At 43.7% G+C, this 21,558-nt stretch carries 22 protein-coding genes; 7 read left to right on the top strand and 15 right to left on the bottom strand.

The window, feature by feature from the left end; translation table 11 throughout:
* Window positions 1–32: 32 nt before the first annotated feature.
* The 9 genes from gspK to gspC are packed head-to-tail and all read right to left on the bottom strand — an operon-like array spanning window position 33 to window position 8,991.
* Entirely contained in the window at window positions 33–1,019 is a 987-nt protein-coding gene (gspK, locus tag IEY42_RS08095) for a type II secretion system minor pseudopilin GspK (RefSeq protein ID WP_188924784.1), read from the bottom strand.
* Entirely contained in the window at window positions 1,019–1,687 is a 669-nt protein-coding gene (gene gspJ / locus IEY42_RS08090; RefSeq protein ID WP_188924783.1) for a type II secretion system minor pseudopilin GspJ, read from the bottom strand. The genes gspK and gspJ overlap by 1 nt, the downstream gene beginning before the upstream one ends.
* A complete protein-coding gene (gene gspI, locus IEY42_RS08085; protein ID WP_275974556.1) occupies window positions 1,668–2,072 on the bottom strand; it encodes a type II secretion system minor pseudopilin GspI in 405 nt (134 codons plus the stop codon). The genes gspJ and gspI overlap by 20 nt, the downstream gene beginning before the upstream one ends.
* Complete coding sequence (gene gspH / locus IEY42_RS08080; RefSeq protein WP_188924782.1) at window positions 2,065–2,637, bottom strand: type II secretion system minor pseudopilin GspH; 573 nt, start codon at window positions 2,635–2,637, stop codon at window positions 2,065–2,067. Before gspH ends, gspI begins: the two co-directional genes overlap by 8 nt.
* Window position 2,638: 1 nt before the next feature.
* Window positions 2,639–3,073: a type II secretion system major pseudopilin GspG gene (gene gspG, locus IEY42_RS08075; RefSeq protein ID WP_188924781.1), complete on the bottom strand. Its 435-nt coding sequence runs from the start codon at window positions 3,071–3,073 to the stop codon at window positions 2,639–2,641.
* Between the two features lie 58 nt (window positions 3,074–3,131).
* On the bottom strand, window positions 3,132–4,364 hold the full coding sequence (gene gspF / locus IEY42_RS08070) for a type II secretion system inner membrane protein GspF (RefSeq protein ID WP_188924780.1): 1,233 nt from the start codon (window positions 4,362–4,364) through the stop codon (window positions 3,132–3,134).
* Window positions 4,365–4,367: 3 nt separating this feature from the next.
* Complete coding sequence (gspE, locus tag IEY42_RS08065; RefSeq protein ID WP_275974557.1) at window positions 4,368–5,927, bottom strand: type II secretion system ATPase GspE; 1,560 nt, start codon at window positions 5,925–5,927, stop codon at window positions 4,368–4,370.
* Window positions 5,920–8,052, bottom strand: a complete 2,133-nt coding sequence (gene gspD, locus IEY42_RS08060; RefSeq protein ID WP_188924779.1) for a type II secretion system secretin GspD — start codon at window positions 8,050–8,052, stop codon at window positions 5,920–5,922. The genes gspE and gspD overlap by 8 nt, the downstream gene beginning before the upstream one ends.
* Before the next feature lie 24 nt (window positions 8,053–8,076).
* Complete coding sequence (gene gspC, locus IEY42_RS08055) at window positions 8,077–8,991, bottom strand: type II secretion system protein GspC (RefSeq protein WP_188924778.1); 915 nt, start codon at window positions 8,989–8,991, stop codon at window positions 8,077–8,079.
* A 253-nt stretch (window positions 8,992–9,244) separates the two neighbouring features.
* Between gspC and hslR the strand changes: the two genes are divergently transcribed.
* From hslR to IEY42_RS08035, 4 genes are all read left to right on the top strand, one after another.
* Complete coding sequence (hslR, locus tag IEY42_RS08050; RefSeq protein WP_188924777.1) at window positions 9,245–9,643, top strand: ribosome-associated heat shock protein Hsp15; 399 nt, start codon at window positions 9,245–9,247, stop codon at window positions 9,641–9,643.
* Between the two features lie 27 nt (window positions 9,644–9,670).
* Complete coding sequence (gene hslO / locus IEY42_RS08045) at window positions 9,671–10,531, top strand: Hsp33 family molecular chaperone HslO (protein ID WP_188924776.1); 861 nt, start codon at window positions 9,671–9,673, stop codon at window positions 10,529–10,531.
* 250 nt (window positions 10,532–10,781) lie between these two features.
* A complete protein-coding gene (locus tag IEY42_RS08040) occupies window positions 10,782–12,338 on the top strand; it encodes a phosphoenolpyruvate carboxykinase (protein ID WP_188924775.1) in 1,557 nt (518 codons plus the stop codon).
* Between the two features lie 144 nt (window positions 12,339–12,482).
* The gene (locus IEY42_RS08035; protein WP_188924803.1) at window positions 12,483–14,345 is read left to right on the top strand and encodes a M14 family metallopeptidase; all 1,863 of its coding nucleotides are present in this window, start codon (window positions 12,483–12,485) and stop codon (window positions 14,343–14,345) included.
* A gap of 119 nt (window positions 14,346–14,464) precedes the next feature.
* Here the strand turns inward: IEY42_RS08035 and IEY42_RS08030 are convergent, their stop codons facing one another.
* Window positions 14,465–14,746 carry a GIY-YIG nuclease family protein gene (locus tag IEY42_RS08030; RefSeq protein WP_188924774.1) on the bottom strand — a complete coding sequence of 94 codons (282 nt, stop codon included), beginning with the start codon at window positions 14,744–14,746 and terminating at the stop codon, window positions 14,465–14,467.
* A 132-nt stretch (window positions 14,747–14,878) separates the two neighbouring features.
* Here IEY42_RS08030 and moeA point away from each other — a divergent pair, with 132 nt between their 5' ends.
* Complete coding sequence (moeA, locus tag IEY42_RS08025) at window positions 14,879–16,132, top strand: molybdopterin molybdotransferase MoeA (protein ID WP_188924773.1); 1,254 nt, start codon at window positions 14,879–14,881, stop codon at window positions 16,130–16,132.
* A gap of 7 nt (window positions 16,133–16,139) precedes the next feature.
* Window positions 16,140–16,919 (top strand): molybdopterin-synthase adenylyltransferase MoeB, encoded by a 780-nt coding sequence (moeB, locus tag IEY42_RS08020; protein WP_188924772.1) that lies wholly within the window; start codon window positions 16,140–16,142, stop codon window positions 16,917–16,919.
* A 52-nt stretch (window positions 16,920–16,971) separates the two neighbouring features.
* Here moeB and IEY42_RS08015 read toward each other — a convergent pair whose 3' ends face one another.
* Window positions 16,972–17,142: a DUF2986 domain-containing protein gene (locus IEY42_RS08015; protein ID WP_188919332.1), complete on the bottom strand. Its 171-nt coding sequence runs from the start codon at window positions 17,140–17,142 to the stop codon at window positions 16,972–16,974.
* Window positions 17,143–17,260: 118 nt separating this feature from the next.
* Complete coding sequence (locus IEY42_RS08010; RefSeq protein WP_160055483.1) at window positions 17,261–17,434, bottom strand: YqaE/Pmp3 family membrane protein; 174 nt, start codon at window positions 17,432–17,434, stop codon at window positions 17,261–17,263.
* A 178-nt stretch (window positions 17,435–17,612) separates the two neighbouring features.
* On the opposite strand from IEY42_RS08010, the gene IEY42_RS08005 reads away from it, so the two are divergent.
* A complete protein-coding gene (locus tag IEY42_RS08005; RefSeq protein WP_188924771.1) occupies window positions 17,613–18,812 on the top strand; it encodes a GGDEF domain-containing protein in 1,200 nt (399 codons plus the stop codon).
* A gap of 27 nt (window positions 18,813–18,839) precedes the next feature.
* Here IEY42_RS08005 and IEY42_RS08000 read toward each other — a convergent pair whose 3' ends face one another.
* The 3 genes from IEY42_RS08000 to IEY42_RS07990 form a co-directional block, all read right to left on the bottom strand.
* Complete coding sequence (locus IEY42_RS08000; protein ID WP_188924770.1) at window positions 18,840–19,517, bottom strand: TIGR01621 family pseudouridine synthase; 678 nt, start codon at window positions 19,515–19,517, stop codon at window positions 18,840–18,842.
* A gap of 42 nt (window positions 19,518–19,559) precedes the next feature.
* A complete protein-coding gene (locus IEY42_RS07995) occupies window positions 19,560–20,801 on the bottom strand; it encodes a sensor histidine kinase (RefSeq protein ID WP_275974560.1) in 1,242 nt (413 codons plus the stop codon).
* A gap of 67 nt (window positions 20,802–20,868) precedes the next feature.
* Window positions 20,869–21,552, bottom strand: coding sequence for a response regulator transcription factor (locus tag IEY42_RS07990; RefSeq protein WP_188924769.1), 684 nt, complete (start codon window positions 21,550–21,552; stop codon window positions 20,869–20,871).
* Window positions 21,553–21,558 lie beyond the last annotated feature (6 nt).

Genomic DNA, 21,558 nt, shown 5'->3' with positions numbered 1-21,558 from the left:
CAATACGTCTTTTACACGCAATGAACTTGTTATTATTGTTGGCCACCGTACTGACGGGTGAGCACTTCTAAGTTGTTACCATTGCGCTTAAGCACGCTATCCATTCGAAATATTGCGTTGTCTACTTTGGCGCCAGCGTGTAATAGAAAATACTCGCTGTCGACCACAAAACTGGATTTAAGATCATCTTCTGCTTCAACACTGCTGAGCGACGAGCTTTCCCAAAATTCTTCAATCGTACCGTAACCATCTGCGGGGCGTTCGTTAATAATGCTTTCTGCTTCGCTTATCGATACTTGGTTTTCTAACATACCCACAAGTAGTGCGGCTTGCTCTACTTTAACGGTGTTGACATTCAATATCTGTCGGCTGTCGCCCGGTATTGCACATACATAATCTAAAATATTTAAATATACATTTTGATTAAAACCCAATACGGCTCTTAATTCACTGCGATGTTGCATCAAGGTATTTGCCGCACGATAGGGCACATTACGTGATTCATATTCGGCATCTTCGGCACCGTATGCACTCGAGACAGAATCGGTATCAATATAGTCTTTTAATGTTTGTGTTAATTGTTCTGCACCAAACTCATCAACGCCTAAGCTAATCAACATAGCCTGAAACTGCCTTGCAGCCAATGTCATTTTAGGCTGGTTATTTTCAGTGTTTATTGAAGGCTCGCCCACTGCATTAACATTAAAGCAAGCGCGCATGTCGTTTATTTCACCAACAATTTCACCGTATTCGGCTGGAAATACCACATTAGCCAGTGCCCAATATTGTTGTAAATGTACAGTGCCTTCGGCATCTTCAAAATCTTGCTTTAGCACTTTAATTGCAAGCTCTTCAGCCGACATGGCATACCAGTATGCTTGGTCATATTGCGCCATATTCAGCGTGCGCCGCATTGATAGTTGGTTACGACTGGTAATGTTTGTCGCAATAACAACAACCATAGCCACAATCAGCATGACCACAATGAGAGCAACTCCGCGCTGCTTTTGCCCACCCATTAGGTTGCCCCCTCATCATCTGAGTCATCTTTTGTATCATCGTCAGATCCTTCAGCAGGCGCACCTTTGGGCAATAAAAAGCGCCGCTGGATTTTTCCTAAACCCTCAATCTCTATTTCCATGGCAATACCTTTAGGCATGACGGTGCCATCAACTTTGGTTTGCCAGCTGTCATCAATATAAAACGAATACTCCACCGATAACACATGGTCAATCACTAAACTTTTTAATGGCTCCGCACCAACAACGGGGTCAGGGTATGGATAATACCAACGCTCTAAACGCCCCGCTTGCACCACATAGGCAACCGACTGCACACTGCCTCTAGGTAACATGCCATCAGGGTTTAACCAACCTAGTCGATAAAACATTAATGCCTGGGTATCAGAGTCGAGAATATTATTGCCCGCTTGAAAAAACTGACTGCCACGGCCACCTTCAAATGATCTTGGTGTGCGCGCCACCATTTGGCCTAAATCCCTTTCTAATGCACCAAAGCCTTGTTGTAATGCTTTAAGCCGAACAGAAAACTCTTTGGTAACTTCATCGTTTTTCATTACTGTCGATAATACCGAGTTAGCCGCGAGGCCTAACATGGCAAAAATCGCAATCGCGATGAGCATTTCAAGTAAGGTAAACCCTTTGTAATTAGTCGTTGCTGTGCACATAACTACTTACCTGAGCCACAATACGTTGATAGCGGTTATCGTCACTGACACTCACTTTGATCATTCTAAATTTTTCATCGGTAGTTTTAACTACTTCTTGGCGCCAAAACCATTCACGCCCTGCAAGTTCGACCTCACCTTCTTTTTTACCAATGTCGGGAAATGCACCAGTTAATCGCACTTCAACCATTTGATTACTGGCAACCCATTGCGCCAAAGTGCGCTCTTCTAAAATGGGCATATTGGCCATTTGTTCACTTAGACTTTTGGTCACTGAAACAGCCGCAATTGAAAACACGGCTAAGGCAACAATCACCTCGAGTAAGGTCATGCCCTGACCTTTTGTTATTGATCCTTTTAGACGACGAGAAATAGGCCTACTCATCGACACGCCCTAACGTTAGCCGTCCTAATGCGTCGCCAACGACCAATACATTGATCCGCTTAAGTTCGTCAGTAACGGTGGTAAAATTAAGTTCAAACGGCGTCATTTCGCCACTAGGAAAAAGCAAAATTTGCGGTTCTGGGTGCTTTTTTTTATCTTCTTCGCTCTCTTCGTCAATAAATGGATCGTCAAACCAAGATTCGTCTTGCTCATCTTCTTGCACTAATGGCATGCCATCTATCACAACATCAAGTACGATCCCGGGATCCATTTCTCGAGTCGCAAGTAAACGGTCTTGCTCCACAGCCGTCCATTTACCTTCTCGGTAAAACACAAATTGATATTGGTCTTCGTCAATCACAATGCCGATAAATTGACCACTGAGCACACTTTCATCCAGCACCATTTCGGTCGCCGATATAAATCGTTGTGCTTGCTTGTTAAGGGCTTGCTCTGGTCCTGCAGCACTCATAGAAATGGTGACAGCCGATGCCACCAATCCCATTAATAATGCGACCAGTAATACCTCAAGTAAGGTAAATCCAGCATGACGACGAAAATGCATATTATTGGAAGTCTTGTAAGTTCCAGCTGCCAATGTCGTCTTCAGAACCTGCTTGTCCGTCTGGACCGGCACTGAAAATGTCTATTTTACCGTTCTCACCTGGGCTTAATAGGTAATAGTCATTACGCCATGGGTCTTGAGGTAAACGCTTAACATAACCACCGTCACGGAAATTACGCGGCTCTGGCGATGAGTTAGGCTTATTGACTAATGCGTCAAGCCCTTGCTCTGTTGTCGGGTAAATACTGTTATCTAGCTTATACATGTCTAGGGCATTTTCGAGCGCAACAATGTCTGAAACCGCCTTTTGTTGGTCGGCTTTGTCTTTGTTGCCCATCAAGTTAGGCACAACCATTGACGCTAAAATACCAAGAATAACAATCACCACCATCACTTCAAGTAAGGTGAAACCGCGTTGTTTGTTGTGTTGTTGCATTAAAGACTTCCTTCTAAAAATGACTCAAATCTTAAATTTATTGGTTTTGCTGAGTTGCTTAACCACTGATTAAATTATTTAACTCTAAAATTGGCTGTAAGATTGCCATGACAATAAATAATACAACCGAAGCCATGCTGACCACCAGCATAGGTTCAAACACCCCAAGTGCAATATTAACGTTAGACTCAAATTCGCGGTCTTGGTTGTCTGCCGCGCGTTCAAGCATGTTTTCTAACTGACCACTTTTTTCACCTGAGGCTATCATGTACAACATCATTGCTGGAAATAGCTTAGTATTCGTCAGCGCCGCACCCAAACTGGTTCCCTCACGCACCCGCGCAGTGGCATCATCAACAGCTGCACGCACTTTGACGTTTTGTAATACTTCACTGGCAATACGCATACCATCAAGTAGAGGCACAGAACTTGCCGACAAAATACTTAAAGTACGGGCAAAACGGGCAGTATTGAGACCTTTACTCACTTTGCCGATAACAGGCATATTGAGTAATGCTGTGTCGTATTTCATCCGCATAATTGGATTACTCAGCATGCGCTGAAACAAAATCAAGCCGCCAAAAATAATCAATACAACCAATACGCCCCAGTGCTGAACAAAGTCAGACGCTAAGATTAAAAACTGGGTTGTACCGGGAAGTTCTTGGCCCATATGCTCAAACTGACCCACAACTTTAGGCACTACAGCCGCCAGCAATACGGCAATAACGCCGATGGCAACTACGGTAAGCACAATGGGGTAAATCATGGCTTGGGTGAGCTTAGATTTAAGCTGTTGGCGACGTTCGGTATAGTCTGCAAGACGATTAAGCACCACCTCTAAATGGCCCGACTTTTCACCCGATGCGACCATTGCACGGTATAAGTCATCAAACACATGAGGAAACTCAGCCATTGAGTCCGCTAGGCTATAACCCTCTACAACCCTAGAACGTACGGCCATAATCATGTTGCCTAAACGGGCTTTTTCTGACTGCTGGCCAACCGCTTTTAATGCTTCTTCAATTGGTAAGCCTGCTGCAACCAACGTGGCAATTTGACGGGTGATTAACGCCAGTTCTGCAACTGAAATCCGTTTTTTAAACACATTGCCAAGACTAAAGCCTCCGCGTTGTGTTTGGGCTTCTTTTTCATTAACGGGGTGCAATTCAAGCGGCATTAATCGTTGCTCACGTAGCTGACTACGAGCATGACGTGCAGTGTCTGCTTCTACCACACCTTTAACTTGCTTGCCTTTGTGATCAAGGGCTTTGTATTCAAACGCTGCCATTGATTATTCCTCGCGCGTCACGCGTAGTACTTCTTCAAGAGTAGTGACGCCCGCTAATACTTTACTCATGCCGTCATGTCGAATGCTCGGCACGCTTTTACGTACGTATTTTTCGATGGCTAGCTCGCCACGACCACCATGAATAAGCTCGCGCACATTGTCATCAACAATCAACAACTCATGGATACCCGTTCGGCCACGATAACCGTTATGACCGCAGGCTTTACATCCTTTTGCACGGTAAATAACGCGCGTGTCGTTCGCGGTAACGCCTAATAACTCACGTTCGCGCTCGTCGGGCTCGTGGGCCTCTTTACAATGAGGGCAAAGGGTACGAATAAGACGCTGGGCTAATACCCCAAGTAAGCTCGATGACACCAAGAAAGGCTCAACGCCCATGTCTTGTAAGCGGGTAATCGCACCAGATGCCGTGTTGGTATGCAAGGTTGAAATAACTAAGTGACCCGTTAATGAGGCTTGCACAGCAATTTGGGCTGTTTCAAGGTCACGAATCTCACCAATCATCACTACATCAGGGTCTTGACGTAAAATCGCCCGTAAACCGCGGGCAAAAGTCATGTCAACTTTGGTGTTTACCTGGGTTTGACCAATACCTTCTAACTCGTACTCGATTGGATCTTCAACGGTTAGGATGTTGGTATCTTTCGAGTTAATCTCAGTTAAACCAGCATACAAGGTGGTACTTTTACCCGAACCTGTTGGACCGGTCACCAAAATAATGCCGTGAGGTTTACGAATTAATTCGTCAAATTGTTCACGAATACCCGCCGTCATACCTAACTGTTGTAGATCTAAATTACCGGTGTTTTTGTCTAATAAACGCATTACCACACGTTCGCCATGGCTTGATGGCATAGTCGACACTCGCACATCAACAGCACGGCCAGCGATACGTAACGAAATACGTCCATCTTGTGGTAGGCGTTTTTCAGCAATGTCTAAGCGCGCCATAACCTTAATACGTGACACAAGTAGTGATGACAGCTTACGGTTTGGCTTTAAGACTTCTTTTAATACACCATCAATACGAAAACGCACTACAAGTTGTTTTTCGTAAGTTTCGACGTGAATATCAGATGCTTCTTCTTTAATGGCTTCTGATAATAATGCATTAATCAATTTAATGATTGGTGCATCGTCATCACCTTCAAGCAAGTCTTCGGTTTGCGGCAGTTCTTCAGCTAGGGTAAACAAGTCCATTTCGTTGCCAATGTCTTCCATTAGCTGCTGCGCTTCTGAAGAGTTAGCTTGGTAGGCTTGGGTTAATTTAGCTTCAAACTTAGCAACTTCTAACTTAATCACCGCTAACTCAACTCCCGCATAGCGGCGCACTTCAAGCATGGCATTGAGCGGAGTATTGTCGGTATAAAATAAACAAAGTTGCTCGTTTTCTTTGGCTAATACCAATTGAAAACGATGTGAAAACGCAAATGGCAGGCGCTCTTTGCTGTTCGAGTGAAAAACCTCATCGCCTTCGACCACTTCCATAGCGACATCACTAGATACTTGGGCTAATGGCTCTGTCACTGCGCTATCACTCATTGTCTTCAGCCTTGTCCTTTTGCATGCTTTCATCAATGATACGTAGCGCTGGATCAGAATCTCGCAGTTCAGTATCTAACCCTTGACGATTTTTATAACGTTCTAACACGTCATTGACCTCATCTGGTAGGTAAGCTTCTTGATTCCATTCTTCAAGCACTGGTACATCAGTGTTAGGCATTAAATTAACACCACGGCCTTGTTGCTCTAATTGCAATGCTCGGAAATAGTTGTATTTACGGCCTGCAATACCTTCCATTGTGATCCCGTCACGGATAATGGTCGGTTTAATAAAAATCATTAGATTGCGTTTGGTCGTAGAACTCGAAGACGATTTAAATAACCAACCTAAATAAGGGATATCGCCAAGAATAGGTACTTTTTGCACACTTTCCTGAACGTCTTCGCTGATTAATCCGCCTAAGACAACAATCTCACCAGAGTCAGCCATTACGGTTGTCGTTAAGCGACGGGTCGAGAAACTGATATCGACACCTGTATTACCATTCACACCAGAAACTTCTTGCTCGATGGTCATTTTAACCGACGAGCCTTCGTTAATTTGTGGTACCACTTTTAACTTAACACCGACTTCTTTACGTTCAACGGTTTGAAACGGATTGTCATTACTTGAGCTCGACGTTGAGCCTGTAATAATAGGCACTTCGTCACCGACAATAAATGAGGCTTCTTGATTATCTAACGTGGTAATTGACGGCGTAGCCAGAATATTTGAGTTGGTATCACTCGATACCGCTTGAATTAATGCCGCAAAGTTACCGGTCGTCACGCCCCACGCCATGCCATTCACTTTGCCTAGTGCTTCAGCAAGTATTGTATAGTCACCATCAGATGTTGGGTTAGTTGTTGTTGTCGAGCCACCATCTGAGTTCGTGACCGTAACGGTAGTTCCATCTTCTTCTTGAGCAGCTAATACACCCGCACCCACTTCACTGATACTAGGGCCTATATTGTTAAATTGCGTTAAGCCACCAGCAGAAGTTCCCCATTGAATACCAAAGCCAACATCATCACCTTCGGATATTTCAACAATAATCGCTTCAACTAATACTTGTGCACGGCGAATATCTAGCTGATTGATGACACTTTCAATGGTACGTAACTGATCTGGCTCGGCACTGATGACCAATGAGTTGGTGTCTGGATGAGCCATAATATTAATGTCACTACGACGCTGGCTACTTGCACCTTGAGCCGATGTACTACCGTCTTTACCTTCTTGAAGGTTTTGCGCAAACCTCGTAAGAACTTCAACTAAATCTTCTGCCTTAGCATAATGCAAATAGCGTACTTTAGTATTACCCGTATTCGCTTGTTCGGCATCAAGGCGTTGAATAAGCTCAACGACTCGCTCACGGCTTTTTTCATCACCACTGACGATGACGGCATTGGTACGCTCATCGGCAACCACTTTAGGGGTTTGACCTGGTAATTGCGCTTGGTTAGCACTTGAGCGATACAATGCTTCAACAATACGAACAATTTCACCCGCTGAGGCAAAATTAAGTGAGACGACCTCGACAGCAGTGTCACCTTGTTTATCTACACGACGTACAATTTCAACCAGTTTATTGACCACAGCTGCACGGCCAGAAATCATTAGCACATTAGCCTGGTCATAGTTGACCACGTTACCACCGCCGGCATTGTCGTTTAACTGGCGTAATAACGGAGCAAGCTGCTTCGCTTCAGAGTTATATAATGGCACCACGCGGGTCACCATTTCATCTCCTAGGCCTGGCATCTTGTCATCGGCCACACGAATAGCTGATGTTTTAGCGTCTTTGTCTTTAATGACTTTAATGACGTGGTTTTCCATCTCAACGACGGCATAACCATACACTTGTAAAACGTTTAAAAAGAATTGGTAATATTGATCATCGTTTAACAAGTCGTAACTGCGGACGTTAATTTTACCACGTACAGTAGGGTCAACGATGATGGTTTTATTGAGGTTTTTACCGACAATATTAATAAACTCTTGAATGTCTGTGCCTTTGAAATTAGCCGCATATTGCTCCGACCAAGCCATTGGCGCTGCCATCATCGCAGCGCCGACTAACATTCCAGCAATAATCTTATGTCGGATCCCTTTGTTATTCATTTTACTCAATCCTCTAACGCCAAATTATTCTGGCAAACTAAACATGATTTCGACCAACTGCCCTTCACGCTCTACCATGACAGCCATTTCGGTGAGCTCAGGCAATTGCGCCATCACTTCTAAAGCCTGACCCATATCGGTCAAGTCATACCCATTGATTGATTTTGCTAAATCGCTTGGTTGAAAACCCGCTTGCTTAAACAGCGCAACATCTTTACCTGGGTTTAAACGATAACCAGATAGCTCCTCGCCATTGCGAACAGGTGAAATAGCTAAATAATCAGTAATTTTACTTGGATCAGCCAGTAACTCATCGCGAGAGTTAGACAGCTCTTCAGAGAAACGTTCATTGTTACGACGATCTACTCGAGTCACCCTTTTATCGACCTTGGCTTGTTGTAACCGCTCGTTGGCCTGGCTTTCTGCACTGTATTTAAGTCCATCAAGCATCAAGGTTTCATAGCGGCCACCATTGGTGATGATAATCCTGTCGGCATACACTTCTTTTAACGATGCTGACGTACCTTTGATTTTGTCACCTAAGCTATAGGTTTCTTGTTGACCACTAGACTCAATAATCGCCAGGCCTTGCTCTTCTGTTGTAGAAGCAACAACACCAGTCAATTGGATTGAAAGGTTGGTTTTTGGGGCGTCGGTAATCTGCTCAACAACTTCAGCTTTAGGCTTATTGGCATTGTCATCAACACGGCCAAAAAGTAATAGATTACGCACACCAGAAAGCTCAATGCGCTTTGCTGTGCTAGCAGAAATAGGAGAAGGTTGCCAAATCGCGGATGGCGAAGAGACTGGCATTAACTTCCATGTAATTTGTGCAGCAAGTAGCAACACAATGACCAATCCCAGCCAAAATACCACGCCACTTATCGGTTTATGCGGCACAGATGCAGCTTTGTTGATCAGTTTATCTAATAAATCCATATGTTTTTGGACCCTCTATACGTCTTGGTACAGGTCTCTGTTTTAATGTTTAAAATGTTATACTTATTTGCCATGCTAACCCACAGAGAATAAAGCAACAACCCTCTAGCATATCGATTGGCGAATCTACACCAAATATGCTAAGTTTGCGCCCACAAATGAGGCTCAATTTAGCCCCAGGATGCAATAATACTTGTATTGTATGGCAGTTAAGTTATTCAGTCTGTGAAATCATCCCTGTTTTGGAGGCCCTTTGAATCAAATTCAGTCCGAAAAAAGCATTATTCGGTTAGATAAATGGCTTTGGGCGGCACGATTTTATAAAACTCGCGCCATCGCAAAAGATATGATTAACGGCGGTAAAGTACATTACAACGGTCAAAGGACTAAATCCAGTAAGAATGCTGAAGTTGGTGCGAAAATTCGCCTTCGCCAAGGTAATGATGACAAAGAAGTTATTATTAAAGTGTTGTCTGGTCATCGACAAGGCGCAAACATCGCGCAAACCTTGTATGAAGAAACCCAGGAAAGCATTAGCAAACGTATAATCAACGCTGAAGCTCGGCGACTTAATATTTTGAATAATCCGGCACCAGATCATAAACCGGATAAAAAACAACGACGACAGCTTATGCGCTTTAAAGATTTTTAAGCGCCTAACAGAGTTAAGAGAGTAAAGATGAACAACGATATGTTACACCGCTATCTATTTGACGACGCCGATGTTCGCGGTGAAATCGTGCAACTTGAAAACTGCTATCAAGAAGTGCTTTCAGCCCACGACTATCCAGTCGCATTACAACATTTGCTAGGCGAATTAATGGCCGCTACATCGCTATTAACCGCGACCATTAAGTTTACCGGCGACATTAGCGTGCAATTGCAAGGTGACGGCCCAGTATCTCTTGCTGTTATCAATGGTAATAATGAGCAAGTATTGCGCGGTGTCTCGCGCTGGAAAGGCGAGATAGCCGACGATGCCAGCTTACAAGAAATGTTTGGTAAGGGTTATATGGTGATTACCCTTACACCAGATGAGGGTGAACGTTACCAAGGTATTGTCTCGCTAGACCACGTTAACTTGGCAGCTTGCTTAGAAGAATATTTTAATCAATCTGAACAATTACCATCACAAATTCAATTGTTTGCTAACGGCAAACAAGCTGCAGGTATGTTATTACAAGTGTTACCCACCAAGTCTGAACAAAATGATGACTTTGAACACTTATCAACATTAACCGCCACAATTAAAGCAGAAGAGCTATTTACACTTGAAGCACCAGAAGTGTTGCATCGCTTATACCATCAAGAAGAAGTGCGTTTATTTGACCCTGTCGATGTGACGTTTAAGTGTACTTGTTCACGTGATCGCAGCGCCGCCGCAATTAAGACGCTTTCTCAAGCAGAAATTGAAGCGATTTTAGCTGAAGATGACAAAATTGATATGGGCTGTGAGTATTGCAACCAGGTTTATACCTTTGATGCTATCGACGTTGCTGCGCTATATGCGGGCAGTCACAGTAGCGATGCAAAGCAGTAAACCCTAAAAGATCTAAAAAACGTAATTAATTACACAAAAAAGCGCGAAAGCGCTTTTTTTGTGCCTAAAAACAGTCAACAAAAGTACTAAACATTAAAAACTTTCACAAAAATTACCAAACTGTACGTTACCAATGCCTTAACATCAGTTACAATCGCCCTCGTTAGCTCACAGCCATCGTGCAATAACAATAATCGAGCTAATCACAACATAATAAAATCGACTAAAAGCGAACACCGACCTAAAAGACATGGAGATCAACACTATGGCGGATTTAACACACCGCGTTAACCTTAACCCTACGACAGCACAACTTGTTGAAATCGCGCTTCTTCGTGGAGAAGGTCAGCTAACCGCCAATGGTGCATTAGTGGCTAAAACGGGCGAAAGAACAGGTCGCTCCCCTAACGACCGCTTTATTGTAAAAGATTCAACTACCGAGGCAGATGTGGAATGGGGCAACGTAAACCGCCCATTTGATGCTGGTAAATTTGATGCATTATGGGGCCGTGTTGAAACTTACCTGGCAGACAAAGAATTGTTCATGTCTGAACTCGAAGTCGGCGCCGATGATGAGCATTACATTCCGGTTCGTGTCACCACGGAATATGCATGGCATCAAATTTTTGCCCGTAACCTGTTTATCATTCCAACCGTGTTTAACCGCAACAACAAAGACACATGGCAAATTATTAATGCGCCAGGTTTTGTGTGCGACCCAGAACGCGATGGAACCAATTCAGATGCCGCTGTGATTCTAAACTTCGCCGAACGTAAAGTGTTACTAGCTGGCTTGAAATACGCCGGCGAAATGAAAAAGTCGATGTTCTCAGTGCAAAACTTTTTACTCCCAGCTAAGGGCGTATTACCTATGCATTGTTCAGCAAACGTTGGGCACGATGGCGATACAACGTTATTTTTTGGCTTATCGGGCACGGGTAAAACAACCCTATCTGCCGACCCTAAGCGTTTGCTCATTGGTGATGATGAGCACGGTTGGGCTCCCGGCGGAGTATTTAACATTGAAGGCGGTTGCTACGCCAAATGCATCGACTTAAGCCAAAAAAATGAGCCAGTAATTTGGGATGCGATTCGGTTTGGCACAGTATTAGAAAACGTGGTACTTAATGAGCAACGCGTACCTGACTATAACGACACCAGCTTAACTGAAAACAGCCGCGCGGCTTATCCACTTGAGCATATTGCCCAACGTAAAGAAGAAAACCACGGTGGGGAGCCACATGCTGTCGTGTTTTTAACTTGCGATGTATCAGGTGTATTACCGCCGGTATCCGTACTGAGTAAAGAACAAGCCGCTTACCACTTTTTATCGGGCTACACAGCAAAAGTAGGCTCTACTGAAATGGGCTCAACCTCAGCCATTCAGTCGACCTTCTCTACCTGTTTTGGTGCACCATTCTTCCCTCGCCCAGCAGGTGTATATGCAGAGCTACTTATGCAACGTATTGAATCGTTTGGTAGCCAAGTTTACCTGGTTAATACCGGATGGACTGGTGGCCCACATGGTGTTGGAAAACGTTTTGATATTCCAACCACTCGCGCCATTGTCGATGCGATTGTCAGTGGTGAGCTAAAAGATGTTGAAACCGTCCACATTGATAAACTCAATCTAAAGGTGCCAGTTGCCGTAACAGGTGTAAACAGCAAGTTACTCAACCCAGTTAATACGTGGAATGATATAGCTGAATACAACAAGTATGCACAGCAACTAGCACAAGAGTTCAGCGAAAACTTTGCTAAATATCAAGTGTCTGATGTAATTAAGCAGGCTGGCCCTAAAGTGTAAAATATCACTCGGCGAAATAAACTGTGAACAACAAAAATCCCAACTCTAGTTGGGATTTTTTATTTTGTAGCCTCATATTCATCCAGAGGTAATGCTATGATGTCATATCAATTTACCCCCTTACATCATTACCTTGAGGTCTTCATGCGCCGTTTTTTGCTTGCTAGTTTATGGGTCAGCCCTTTGTTATTTTGTGCCACGGCCAGTGCGACGACAGAACAACAAGCACAGCCCTCATCACTCACCAGCATCACGCCAGCAAATACCTTTATCAACGACAGCATATTACCGCCGATTAAGCCTTGGTCAGGTGCCAGCGAAACCTTACTTATGGCGACAGACCAACCATGGGCAACCCCTTTTGAGCAACAAGGTTACCTCAGCACCCCGAACTATGACGACACCATGGCGTGGTTAGATAAATTGGTCGACAGTAGCGATTTATTACACAAAGTTAGCCTAGGGAAAAGCCCTCAAGGACGCGATATCTGGATGATAGTTGCCTCAAGTGAAGGCGCCGAAACGGCAACGGCATTATCCAACAACGACAAAGCAACGGTACTGGTACAAGCGGGGATCCATTCGGGAGAAGTTGACGGTAAAGATGCCGGAATGATGTTGCTAAGAGACATTAGCCACGGCAACAAAAGAGCGTTACTTGAAAACGTTAATTTTTTATTTATACCCATATTAAGCGTTGACGCCCATGAGCGTAGCAGCGAATACAATCGCGTTAATCAGCGTGGCCCAATAAATATGGGTTGGCGTACCACGGCAAATAACCTCAACTTAAACCGCGATTATGCCAAAGCCGATGCACTAGAGATGCAACACCTGATCCGCACCATCAATATCTGGCAACCCGATCTCTACATTGATGTACACGTTACCGACGGCATTGATTACCAATACGATGTCACCTTTGGTTACAACGTAAAACAAGGTTACAGCCCAAGCAGCTTTACTTGGTTAGAAACGATTTACCGCCCTGCAATAGAAGCCGCCTTGACCGAACAAGGTCATATTCCTGGTCCGTTAGTGTTTGCGATAGATAATGCCGACATGGCCAAAGGTGTATCGTTATGGAACCCTAGCCCACGTTTTTCCAATGGTTATGGTGATGCTCGCCACTTGCCAACTATTTTAATCGAAAACCACAGCCTAAAGCCCTATAAACAAAGGGTGTTAGGCACTTATGTTATGTTAGAACAAACGCTGAAAACGGTAGCCCAAAATAGCACCAAATTAAAGTCAGCCATTTATGAAGATAAATACCGTAATCCAAGCAAAGTAACTCTAAGCTGGCAAAGTGAAATGCTGCCGCAAGGCCGAGATTTTAAAGGGATTGATTATCGAATTGAAACCAGTCCAATTAGCGGTGCAAATGTAGTGCGTTGGACGGGTGAGCCTAAGTTGTATGCCAATATTCCTGTAAAGGCAAACACTAAGCCAGATGTGATTGTATCGCGACCTGTCGCCTATTACATTCCACCTCAGTGGACAAAAGTGATTAAACGCTTGTCTTTACATGGCATTCGTATGACTAAATTGACCAAGCCAACCTCTATTGCTGCTCAACAATATCGGTTTAGCGATCCAACATTTTCAAGCGCTGATTATGAAGGCCATCAAACGGTTACCGCTAACACCAGTCGTCATAAAATCACCACTTTATTACCCACTGGCACAATCCGCGTAGCAACCGACCAACCTCTGGGTGATTTAGCCATATTATTACTTGAGCCACAGGCTGAAGACTCATTATTTTATTGGGGGTTTTTCAACACTATTTTTACTCGCACAGAATACATTGAAGACTATGCGGTAGAGCCTCTTGCGGCAAAAATGTTAGCAGAAAACCCGGCATTACAAAGCGAATTTGAGCAAGCATTAACCGATCCAATCTTTGCCAATGACAGCAAAGCTAGATTGAGATGGTTTTATCAGCGTAGTCCTTATTATGATAATCAGTATCTTGTGTATCCGGTATTGCGCGCGGCAAAGTAAGATCCCGCTTAGCAAAGCACTACGATGCCAAGGGCAAAAGCATGGCTTGAGAGCCTACTCTAGATATATGGCGTCAATAACGATATCGCTGATACAAAGTTTAATCATTATCAGCGCTGCTACTTGGCCGTAAATTGTTCTATCATTTGTAGTTTTTGTAATCGAGACAACTTTTTTACTGCTATCTCACGCTTAAGTGCCGAGCTACGGTCAATAAGCGTCTCTTGGTACATTAACGTTAGCGGGCCTTTGCCTTTTAAAAATTTAGCCGCTTTGGGCCCACCACTTTGGTGCTCAGCAAAGCGCCGAGTAACATCTGTCGTTACACCCGTGTATAAATGCGAATTAGCACAGCGAATAATGTATAGATACCATGAAGAAACAGCGTCAGTTTGTGACATAAGTGAGAAAAACCTTAAGTATGATCATAAAACTCTTTTACCATCATGGCATACTAAGCGCTATTAATAGCGAACATCATTTTTAACTCAGGCACTAAAAGAGTGCCTTAGGTATTCATTAAGGAAGTTCAGATGCCAAACAATCAAGACCCTTGCGCGCAACCTAAGCTAATGCATCCAGATCAAGCCATTGAACAATTATTAGCGCAAGTTGATGCAACCCAAGATACCGAGTTAGTGACATTAAGCAATGCCATCGACCGCGTTTTAGCAGAAGACTTAGCATCAAGTATCGACTTACCGCCGTTTGACAACTCAGCAATGGACGGTTTCGCATTCCGTTATGTCGATTTAGATCTCTCACAAGATAAAACTACGCTCACTCTTATTGGGAGTTCTTTTGCAGGCCATCCTTTTAAAGGCAAAGAGCAACCCAATAGCTGCATCCGTATTATGACCGGCGCTCCTGTTCCTGCTGGGTATGACACGGTACAAATGCAAGAAGAGACCCAAGTTGACGGCGACAGTATCACTATTGTACATCCCAAAAAACTCGGCGCCAATGTGCGTGGCCGTGGCGAAGAATTATTGGCAGGCACCAAAGTATTACATCGTGGTATCACCATTCGCGCTGCAGAAATGGGGGTGTTAGCCACCATAGGGATTAGCCAAGTACGTGTAACACGTAAGTTAAAAGTGGCATTTTTCTCAACAGGCGACGAATTACGCCCTATTGGCAGTGAGCTGTCACCAGGACAAATTTACGATTCAAACCGTTATTCGATTCAAGGTTTATTGAGCAAAAGTCACGTCGAATGGATTGATTTAGGCGTCATTAACGACGACAAAGAAGCAATACGCGGTGCCTTTAAAGAAGCCGCCACTATAGCGGATATGGTACTGACCTCTGGCGGCGTATCTGTAGGCGATGCTGACTATACTAAACAAATATTATCTGAAGAAGGCCAAATCACCTTTTGGAAACTCGCCATTAAACCAGGCAAACCTTTTGCTTTTGGTAAAATAGGTAACGCAATATTTTGTGGTTTACCAGGCAACCCTGTGTCTTCAATGGTGACATATTATAAATTAGTGTTGCCCATATTAAACAAGATGCAGGGCATTACGCCTAAAGCCCCGTTATTGTGTCAAGCGACACTGCAAACCGACATTCGTAAACATCCAGGTCGAGTAGAATATCAACGTGGCATATTAAGCCGTAATGCCTCAGGCGAACTCGAAGTGTCCATAACCGGAGGCCAAGGTTCAGGCATGTTAACGTCGATGAGCCTAGCTAATTGCTTTGTGATTTTAGAACAATTCCAAGGCGACTTAGCCAAAGGCAATACAGTAACCGTAGAGCCTTTTAACAGCGTGCTGTGCTAGGAGAATTATGCAGTCTGAAGACCAAGAAATATTAACCGACAATGAAATGCTGCGCTATAGCCGTCAAATCTCCATTAAAGCCATGGATATCGACGGTCAAGAAAAGCTCAAATTAGCAAAAGTACTCATTATTGGTGCTGGCGGTTTGGGCTGCGCAGCAAGCCAATACTTGGCTGTTGCCGGTGTTGGCGAAATGACGATTGTCGACTTTGACCATGTTGAACTGTCTAACTTACAACGCCAAGTACTGCACTTTGATGCCAATGTTGGTCAGGCCAAAGTTGATTCGGCCAAACAAACCTTGGCTCAACTTAATCCGTTGATTACCATCAACGCTATCAATAAATTGTTAGATGACGATGAAATTAATCAGCTCGTTAGCCAGCACAGTTTTGTGCTTGACTGCACAGACAATGTTGTCGTGCGCGAACAGTTAAATAGAAGCTGCTTTAACCATAAAGTGCCATTGGTTTCTGCCGCAGCCATTCGGATGGAAGGCACAGTAACCGTATTTGATTATCAAACCGACACCCCTTGCTATCAGTGCTTTAGCGCGCTATTTGGCGAGCAGCAATTAACCTGTGTGGAATCGGGGATTTTAGCGCCGGTTGTAGGAATGATCGGTTGTATTCAAGCTACTGAAGCCATTAAGGTTATTAGCGGGTTAGGCAAACCATTGGCAGGAAAGTTGTTAATGGTTGATGCCATGACAATGGAGTTCAGAGAGCTAAAACTGCCTAAACAGGTGCAATGTAAAATATGCGGTAACCCCCAGCCTAAGCGTTAGAGAAGGCCTACTGCAGCGAGAGGACGAGAAGCGCTAGCTCGGTGTCGTCCCTCTACTGCTCTGTAGAGCATTGATTAACGTCGCCGTTAAGCAAAGCTTGTTGTGCTAATCTTTCACGTTCAGCTTTTGACACGTAAGCCGGTTTATTGGTGCTATGCAATTTAGCATTGGCTTTTTTGGCTTTGGCCTTAAGGGTTTGATTGATTTTCTTTTTACGGTTCATAGTGATTACATCATCGACTCGATAAGTTGCTCATTATAACGCTTATGCCGCATAATCTCTAATGAGATCGAGTGATTGCGATTAACCAATCTGCTGAACCATTACCACTTTGAAATGGTTATAGATCCTCTTGTAGCACAACCCAAAGTGCGTGGATTAAACCCGGAATAAAAAAGAAAAAACACAATAACACATTAATCAATAGATCTTTACCTAAGCCTTTTTTCAAAAAAACGGCTAACGGTGGTAGCAAAATTGCGATAATTACCAGTAATAACTTATTTGTATCCATTTATCATCCTTAATTGTTTGCTTAATTCAGCAATTGCCATTATAAAAACAGTAACTGACATCATTTGTTTATGATGAGAATTTACCCTAACATTTTGCTACTCAGTTCACAAAATATCTATGGACCCAAAAACTGTAGCACTCTATTCACGGTACGTTGTTAAATACTAATAGGTCATATGGAAGATAACCAAAGTATTATTTTTGTTCAATTTTTTTTCTTAATAGGTGCCAGCTGCACCATTGCATGGGCCCTATATGCTGGCGTATTCCGTATTGCCCCTAAAGCAAGTTGGCGCTTTGCTTTTGCCAATTTACTGACCGTAATAGGTATTTTACTCTATACCCAACGCACCACAGAAGTTAACTATTTGTATTGGTTCGTGGCCGATATGACTATTTTGCTGGGATTTGCTTTCGCGCGATGGGGTTGCCAATACTTGTTTAAGCAGCCCGCGTCTTATCTCTTCGACCTGGTTGCTCTAGCCACTTGCGGCTTATTAATGTTAATGGTACCCCCTTCACTTGGTTACGCTGTCTATTTAGTGATTTTAATGAGCGTCACTGCTGCTGTGTTACTCTCTTTAATGGGGCTTGATAATGTCAGAGCAGCCAGAAAGCATCTCTCTATCTACTATGCCACACTGATAAACGCACCGTTTTTTTTGATGGCATCGTTATTTTTAATTCGCGCTCTTGCCCTGTTTATCTACCCTGAAAAGTTAGCTAATTTATCTGCCGCAGATAAATTAAACTCCCCTCTAGTGATGTGGAGTTACATCATTTTGCTGCTGGTAAGTAACCTCGTTTTGTATGGCAACGCCTTAACACGCTTAGTGTTCAAGGTGGCCAGTTTGGCCAATAAAGACCAACTAACAGGACTATGGAATCGCCATGCATTACTGAAAAAATTAGAAGAGGTTGACGCCTTATGGCAACGTAATGGATTAGCTTATAGCATCCTCGTGCTCGACCTAGACCACTTTAAACAAATTAATGATACCTATGGTCATCTTGCAGGCGACCTTATCATCAAAAATACGGCAAAAGTGTTGCAGCAATCCTTACGCAAAATTGACTTTATTTGTCGTTATGGCGGTGAAGAGTTTTTAATTATTTTGCCGTTAACTGCTGATAATGATGCTCTTGTCGTAGCGCAAAAAATTCAAACTAAAATTAATAACAGCTCTATTTTGTGGCAAAAAAATACCGTCTCAGTGTCATTAAGTATCGGTTATGTCACCAGTAAACCGCATCTCAGTGTAGAGCAGTTATTACAATTAGCTGATGACGCTATGTATATCGCCAAAAACAATGGCCGTAACACTATTAGCACCAAACAATCTGCATCGTCAGACAACGTCGAGCCAAGTCAGTAATATTATGGTAATGAATAACGCTGTGAGTTAGCGTTTGCTCGGCCAGAGCAATCGCTCAGGTTGATCCCATTGCTCGTTAACTAGTTGAACAAACGACTCATCAACAAACTGATCCCCGTGAAGTGGTAATTGTTCAAACGCATATTGCTGGCCTAAATAGTTAAAATGCACACAATACGCATGTAAATAGCAGCGATCACTGTCATCTTTACCGTAAAGCGTATCGCCTAAAATAGGCACGCCAATACTCGCCAGCGCAACACGTAGTTGATGGGTTTTACCACTTAAAGGTTTGAGTAAATAGCCACGTTTACCTTCACTGAGACTGGCACAAAAAAACTGCGTCATAGCTGGGTTGTCTGTAGTACGAAGTAATTTGTACATACTTCGGCGAGATTTCGCCATATCACCGACTATCCAACCTTGTTTCTTTTTAGGCTTACCTAATGCGATGGCTAAGTAGTATTTTTGCACCTGATGAGCGGTAAACATTTGGGTAAATACATTGGCCGCTTGTGGGGTTCTGGCCACAATGAGCAAGCCTGAAGTGGGAGTGTCTAGGCGATGGACCGGATACAATTTATACCCTAAATCCGCTTCGGCTTGAGCGATAACCCCTGCGGTGCCATCTTGGCTATGAAAATGCACATTAGGGTCTTTATTTATGACAATAAAGTCATCTTGCTCGCTCAGCAGTTGATACATGGATGGATCCAACTCAATCAAAGCCAGCGACTGAGTCGCTGACTATTTAAAATGAATATTAACTAACAACCCTGGGTTATTGTCGTGTAATGAAATAGTGGCTTTATGACGTGATAAAATGGCTTTTACCATCGACAAGCCCAAGCCAGTCCCTTTGTAATGACGGCTCGGGTCTAAGCGCACAAGGCGGTCAAATACTCGCTCTTTATCTTCATCAATAATCCCGGGGCCATTATCACTAATTTGGATATGTTTACCACGCTGCTTTATACAAATGGATGCGCCAACTGGTGAATACTTAATCGCATTATCGACTAGATTAAATAGCGCTTGGAATAATAGGTATTTGTCACCATTAATCTGCACGTCATTTTCAAGTGAAATGTCTAATACCTGGTCGCGAGACTCAGCAATCACTTCGGCCATTTCAAATAAGTCTTGGCAAATTTGTTGTAAGCTCACTGGTTGTAAATCGAGCGTTTGCTGGCCTTCTTCAATTCGAGTTAATGACAACATTGCATCGAAGGTGCCTAAACAATGGTCTAACTCTTCAAGTAACTCTGCGCTAGCATCGGCCAGCTCGTTGGTGGGTTTGTCAGCGAGCTGTTCAATACCAATTCGCAAATGCGATAGCGGCGTACGCAGGTCATGGGCGATATTATCTGTCACGCCCCGCACTGCACGTAAGTTTTGTTCCAGGGTGTCTAACACTAAATTAAATTGCCGCGCTAGCATATCAAACTCATCCTGACTGTCGCTGACAGGCAAGCGAGTTTCGTAATGTCCGGCCTCAATTTGCTCGCTCAAACGGTTATATTCGACCAGTCGTCTAAGGATGGCTTTTGAGAAAATATACCCCAAAGCCAGCGTTAAGCCTAAAGTGAATGCCACCGCCCAAAATGCCGCATTGATAAACTTTTCAATGAGAGTTGCTAGGTGATCGGTACGGGTGGCAATCAATACAGGGCCGTAACGGGTAATCACCAGACCACCGGTCAAAATATGTAATTTATCAGGGCCACCGGTAAAAATAGGAAAGTCTTTGGTTTCTGGGAGTTGCGGCATGTTTTCAGGCAAAAAAGTTAATGCCCCAACCATGTCGACACTATTACGCCATGCAATTAAAGCAGTTTTAGGATCGGCGGCGCGAATTTGCGCCGCAAAACTGCGGCGATTCACGGTTAACGCTAACTGCTGATATCGCTGCATTTCGGCGGCTAGGTGCTTATCTACCTGGTTTTGTTGTTCAATGACTAACTGTCGATAAAGGCTTAATACCAACATCACAATTAAAATGGTCACTAACGTCGAGAAGATAAGCGTGATGCGCCACGCACTACTTTGATAAGGCTTAATGGCCTTTGCAGAGGCGATAACCCGCACCCCTTACTGTTTCAATTAACTCACCGTGTCCAAGTTCTTCAAACTTACGACGCAGTTTTGCAATATGCACATCAATCACATTGGTACGAGGGTCAAAGTGGTAATCCCACACCGCTTCAAACAACAGTGTACGGCTTATCACTTGGTTAGGATGTTCCATGAGGTATTTGAGTAACTGAAACTCTTTTGGTTGCAGCATTAACTCGTTCTCATCGAGGGTCACTTTACGAGTTAGCAGCTCCATTTTTAAGCCGCCGACTTCAATATCGGTCGCCGCGGGCTCGATAACATTACGTTGAACCAGTTTCTCAGCACGCACCAATAACTCAGCAAATGCAAACGGCTTGGTCATGTAGTCATCACCGCCGGCACGCAAGCCTTTTACGCGCTCATCTACATGGCTTAATGCGGATAAAATGAGTACCGGTGTTTTGTTACCGCTGGTGCGTAAGGCTGACAATAACGTCAAACCATCAAGCTTAGGTAACATACGGTCTAAAATGAGTAAGTCGTACTGATTGTGCTTGGCTAATGTTAAGCCTTCTTGGCCATCAGTCGCACTGTCTACTTGGTAGTTTTGTGCAGTAAATCCATCGGCCACATATTTTAACGTCGTGGCATCATCTTCAACCAATAAAATACGCTTAGTCATAGAGTC

It is taken from the genome of Shewanella algicola (genome assembly GCF_014648035.1).
Classification (GTDB): domain Bacteria; phylum Pseudomonadota; class Gammaproteobacteria; order Enterobacterales; family Shewanellaceae; genus Shewanella; species Shewanella algicola.
The sequence above is the reverse complement of the archived record's forward strand: the minus strand, read 5'-3'. Positions and strand labels throughout refer to the sequence as shown.

What these genes read in the sequence shown, in the direction of transcription:
- gspF (WP_188924780.1), bottom strand. Translation starts at nt 4,364, where the DNA reads ATGGCAGCGTTTGAATACAAAGCCCTTGATCACAAAGGCAAGCAAGTT.
- IEY42_RS08010 (WP_160055483.1), bottom strand. Translation starts at nt 17,434, where the DNA reads ATGGATACAAATAAGTTATTACTGGTAATTATCGCAATTTTGCTACCA.
- IEY42_RS08040 (WP_188924775.1), top strand. Translation starts at nt 10,782, where the DNA reads ATGGAGATCAACACTATGGCGGATTTAACACACCGCGTTAACCTTAAC.
- IEY42_RS07995 (WP_275974560.1), bottom strand. Translation starts at nt 20,801, where the DNA reads ATGTTGGTATTAAGCCTTTATCGACAGTTAGTCATTGAACAACAAAAC.
- gspG (WP_188924781.1), bottom strand. Translation starts at nt 3,073, where the DNA reads ATGCAACAACACAACAAACAACGCGGTTTCACCTTACTTGAAGTGATG.
- hslO (WP_188924776.1), top strand. Translation starts at nt 9,671, where the DNA reads ATGAACAACGATATGTTACACCGCTATCTATTTGACGACGCCGATGTT.
- gspJ (WP_188924783.1), bottom strand. Translation starts at nt 1,687, where the DNA reads ATGTGCACAGCAACGACTAATTACAAAGGGTTTACCTTACTTGAAATG.
- IEY42_RS07990 (WP_188924769.1), bottom strand. Translation starts at nt 21,552, where the DNA reads ATGACTAAGCGTATTTTATTGGTTGAAGATGATGCCACGACGTTAAAA.
- IEY42_RS08005 (WP_188924771.1), top strand. Translation starts at nt 17,613, where the DNA reads ATGGAAGATAACCAAAGTATTATTTTTGTTCAATTTTTTTTCTTAATA.
- IEY42_RS08030 (WP_188924774.1), bottom strand. Translation starts at nt 14,746, where the DNA reads ATGTCACAAACTGACGCTGTTTCTTCATGGTATCTATACATTATTCGC.
- IEY42_RS08015 (WP_188919332.1), bottom strand. Translation starts at nt 17,142, where the DNA reads ATGAACCGTAAAAAGAAAATCAATCAAACCCTTAAGGCCAAAGCCAAA.
- gspD (WP_188924779.1), bottom strand. Translation starts at nt 8,052, where the DNA reads ATGAATAACAAAGGGATCCGACATAAGATTATTGCTGGAATGTTAGTC.
- IEY42_RS08035 (WP_188924803.1), top strand. Translation starts at nt 12,483, where the DNA reads ATGCGCCGTTTTTTGCTTGCTAGTTTATGGGTCAGCCCTTTGTTATTT.
- gspE (WP_275974557.1), bottom strand. Translation starts at nt 5,927, where the DNA reads ATGAGTGATAGCGCAGTGACAGAGCCATTAGCCCAAGTATCTAGTGAT.
- IEY42_RS08000 (WP_188924770.1), bottom strand. Translation starts at nt 19,517, where the DNA reads ATGTATCAACTGCTGAGCGAGCAAGATGACTTTATTGTCATAAATAAA.
- moeB (WP_188924772.1), top strand. Translation starts at nt 16,140, where the DNA reads ATGCAGTCTGAAGACCAAGAAATATTAACCGACAATGAAATGCTGCGC.
- gspI (WP_275974556.1), bottom strand. Translation starts at nt 2,072, where the DNA reads ATGAGTAGGCCTATTTCTCGTCGTCTAAAAGGATCAATAACAAAAGGT.
- gspC (WP_188924778.1), bottom strand. Translation starts at nt 8,991, where the DNA reads ATGGATTTATTAGATAAACTGATCAACAAAGCTGCATCTGTGCCGCAT.
- gspH (WP_188924782.1), bottom strand. Translation starts at nt 2,637, where the DNA reads ATGCATTTTCGTCGTCATGCTGGATTTACCTTACTTGAGGTATTACTG.
- gspK (WP_188924784.1), bottom strand. Translation starts at nt 1,019, where the DNA reads ATGGGTGGGCAAAAGCAGCGCGGAGTTGCTCTCATTGTGGTCATGCTG.
- moeA (WP_188924773.1), top strand. Translation starts at nt 14,879, where the DNA reads ATGCCAAACAATCAAGACCCTTGCGCGCAACCTAAGCTAATGCATCCA.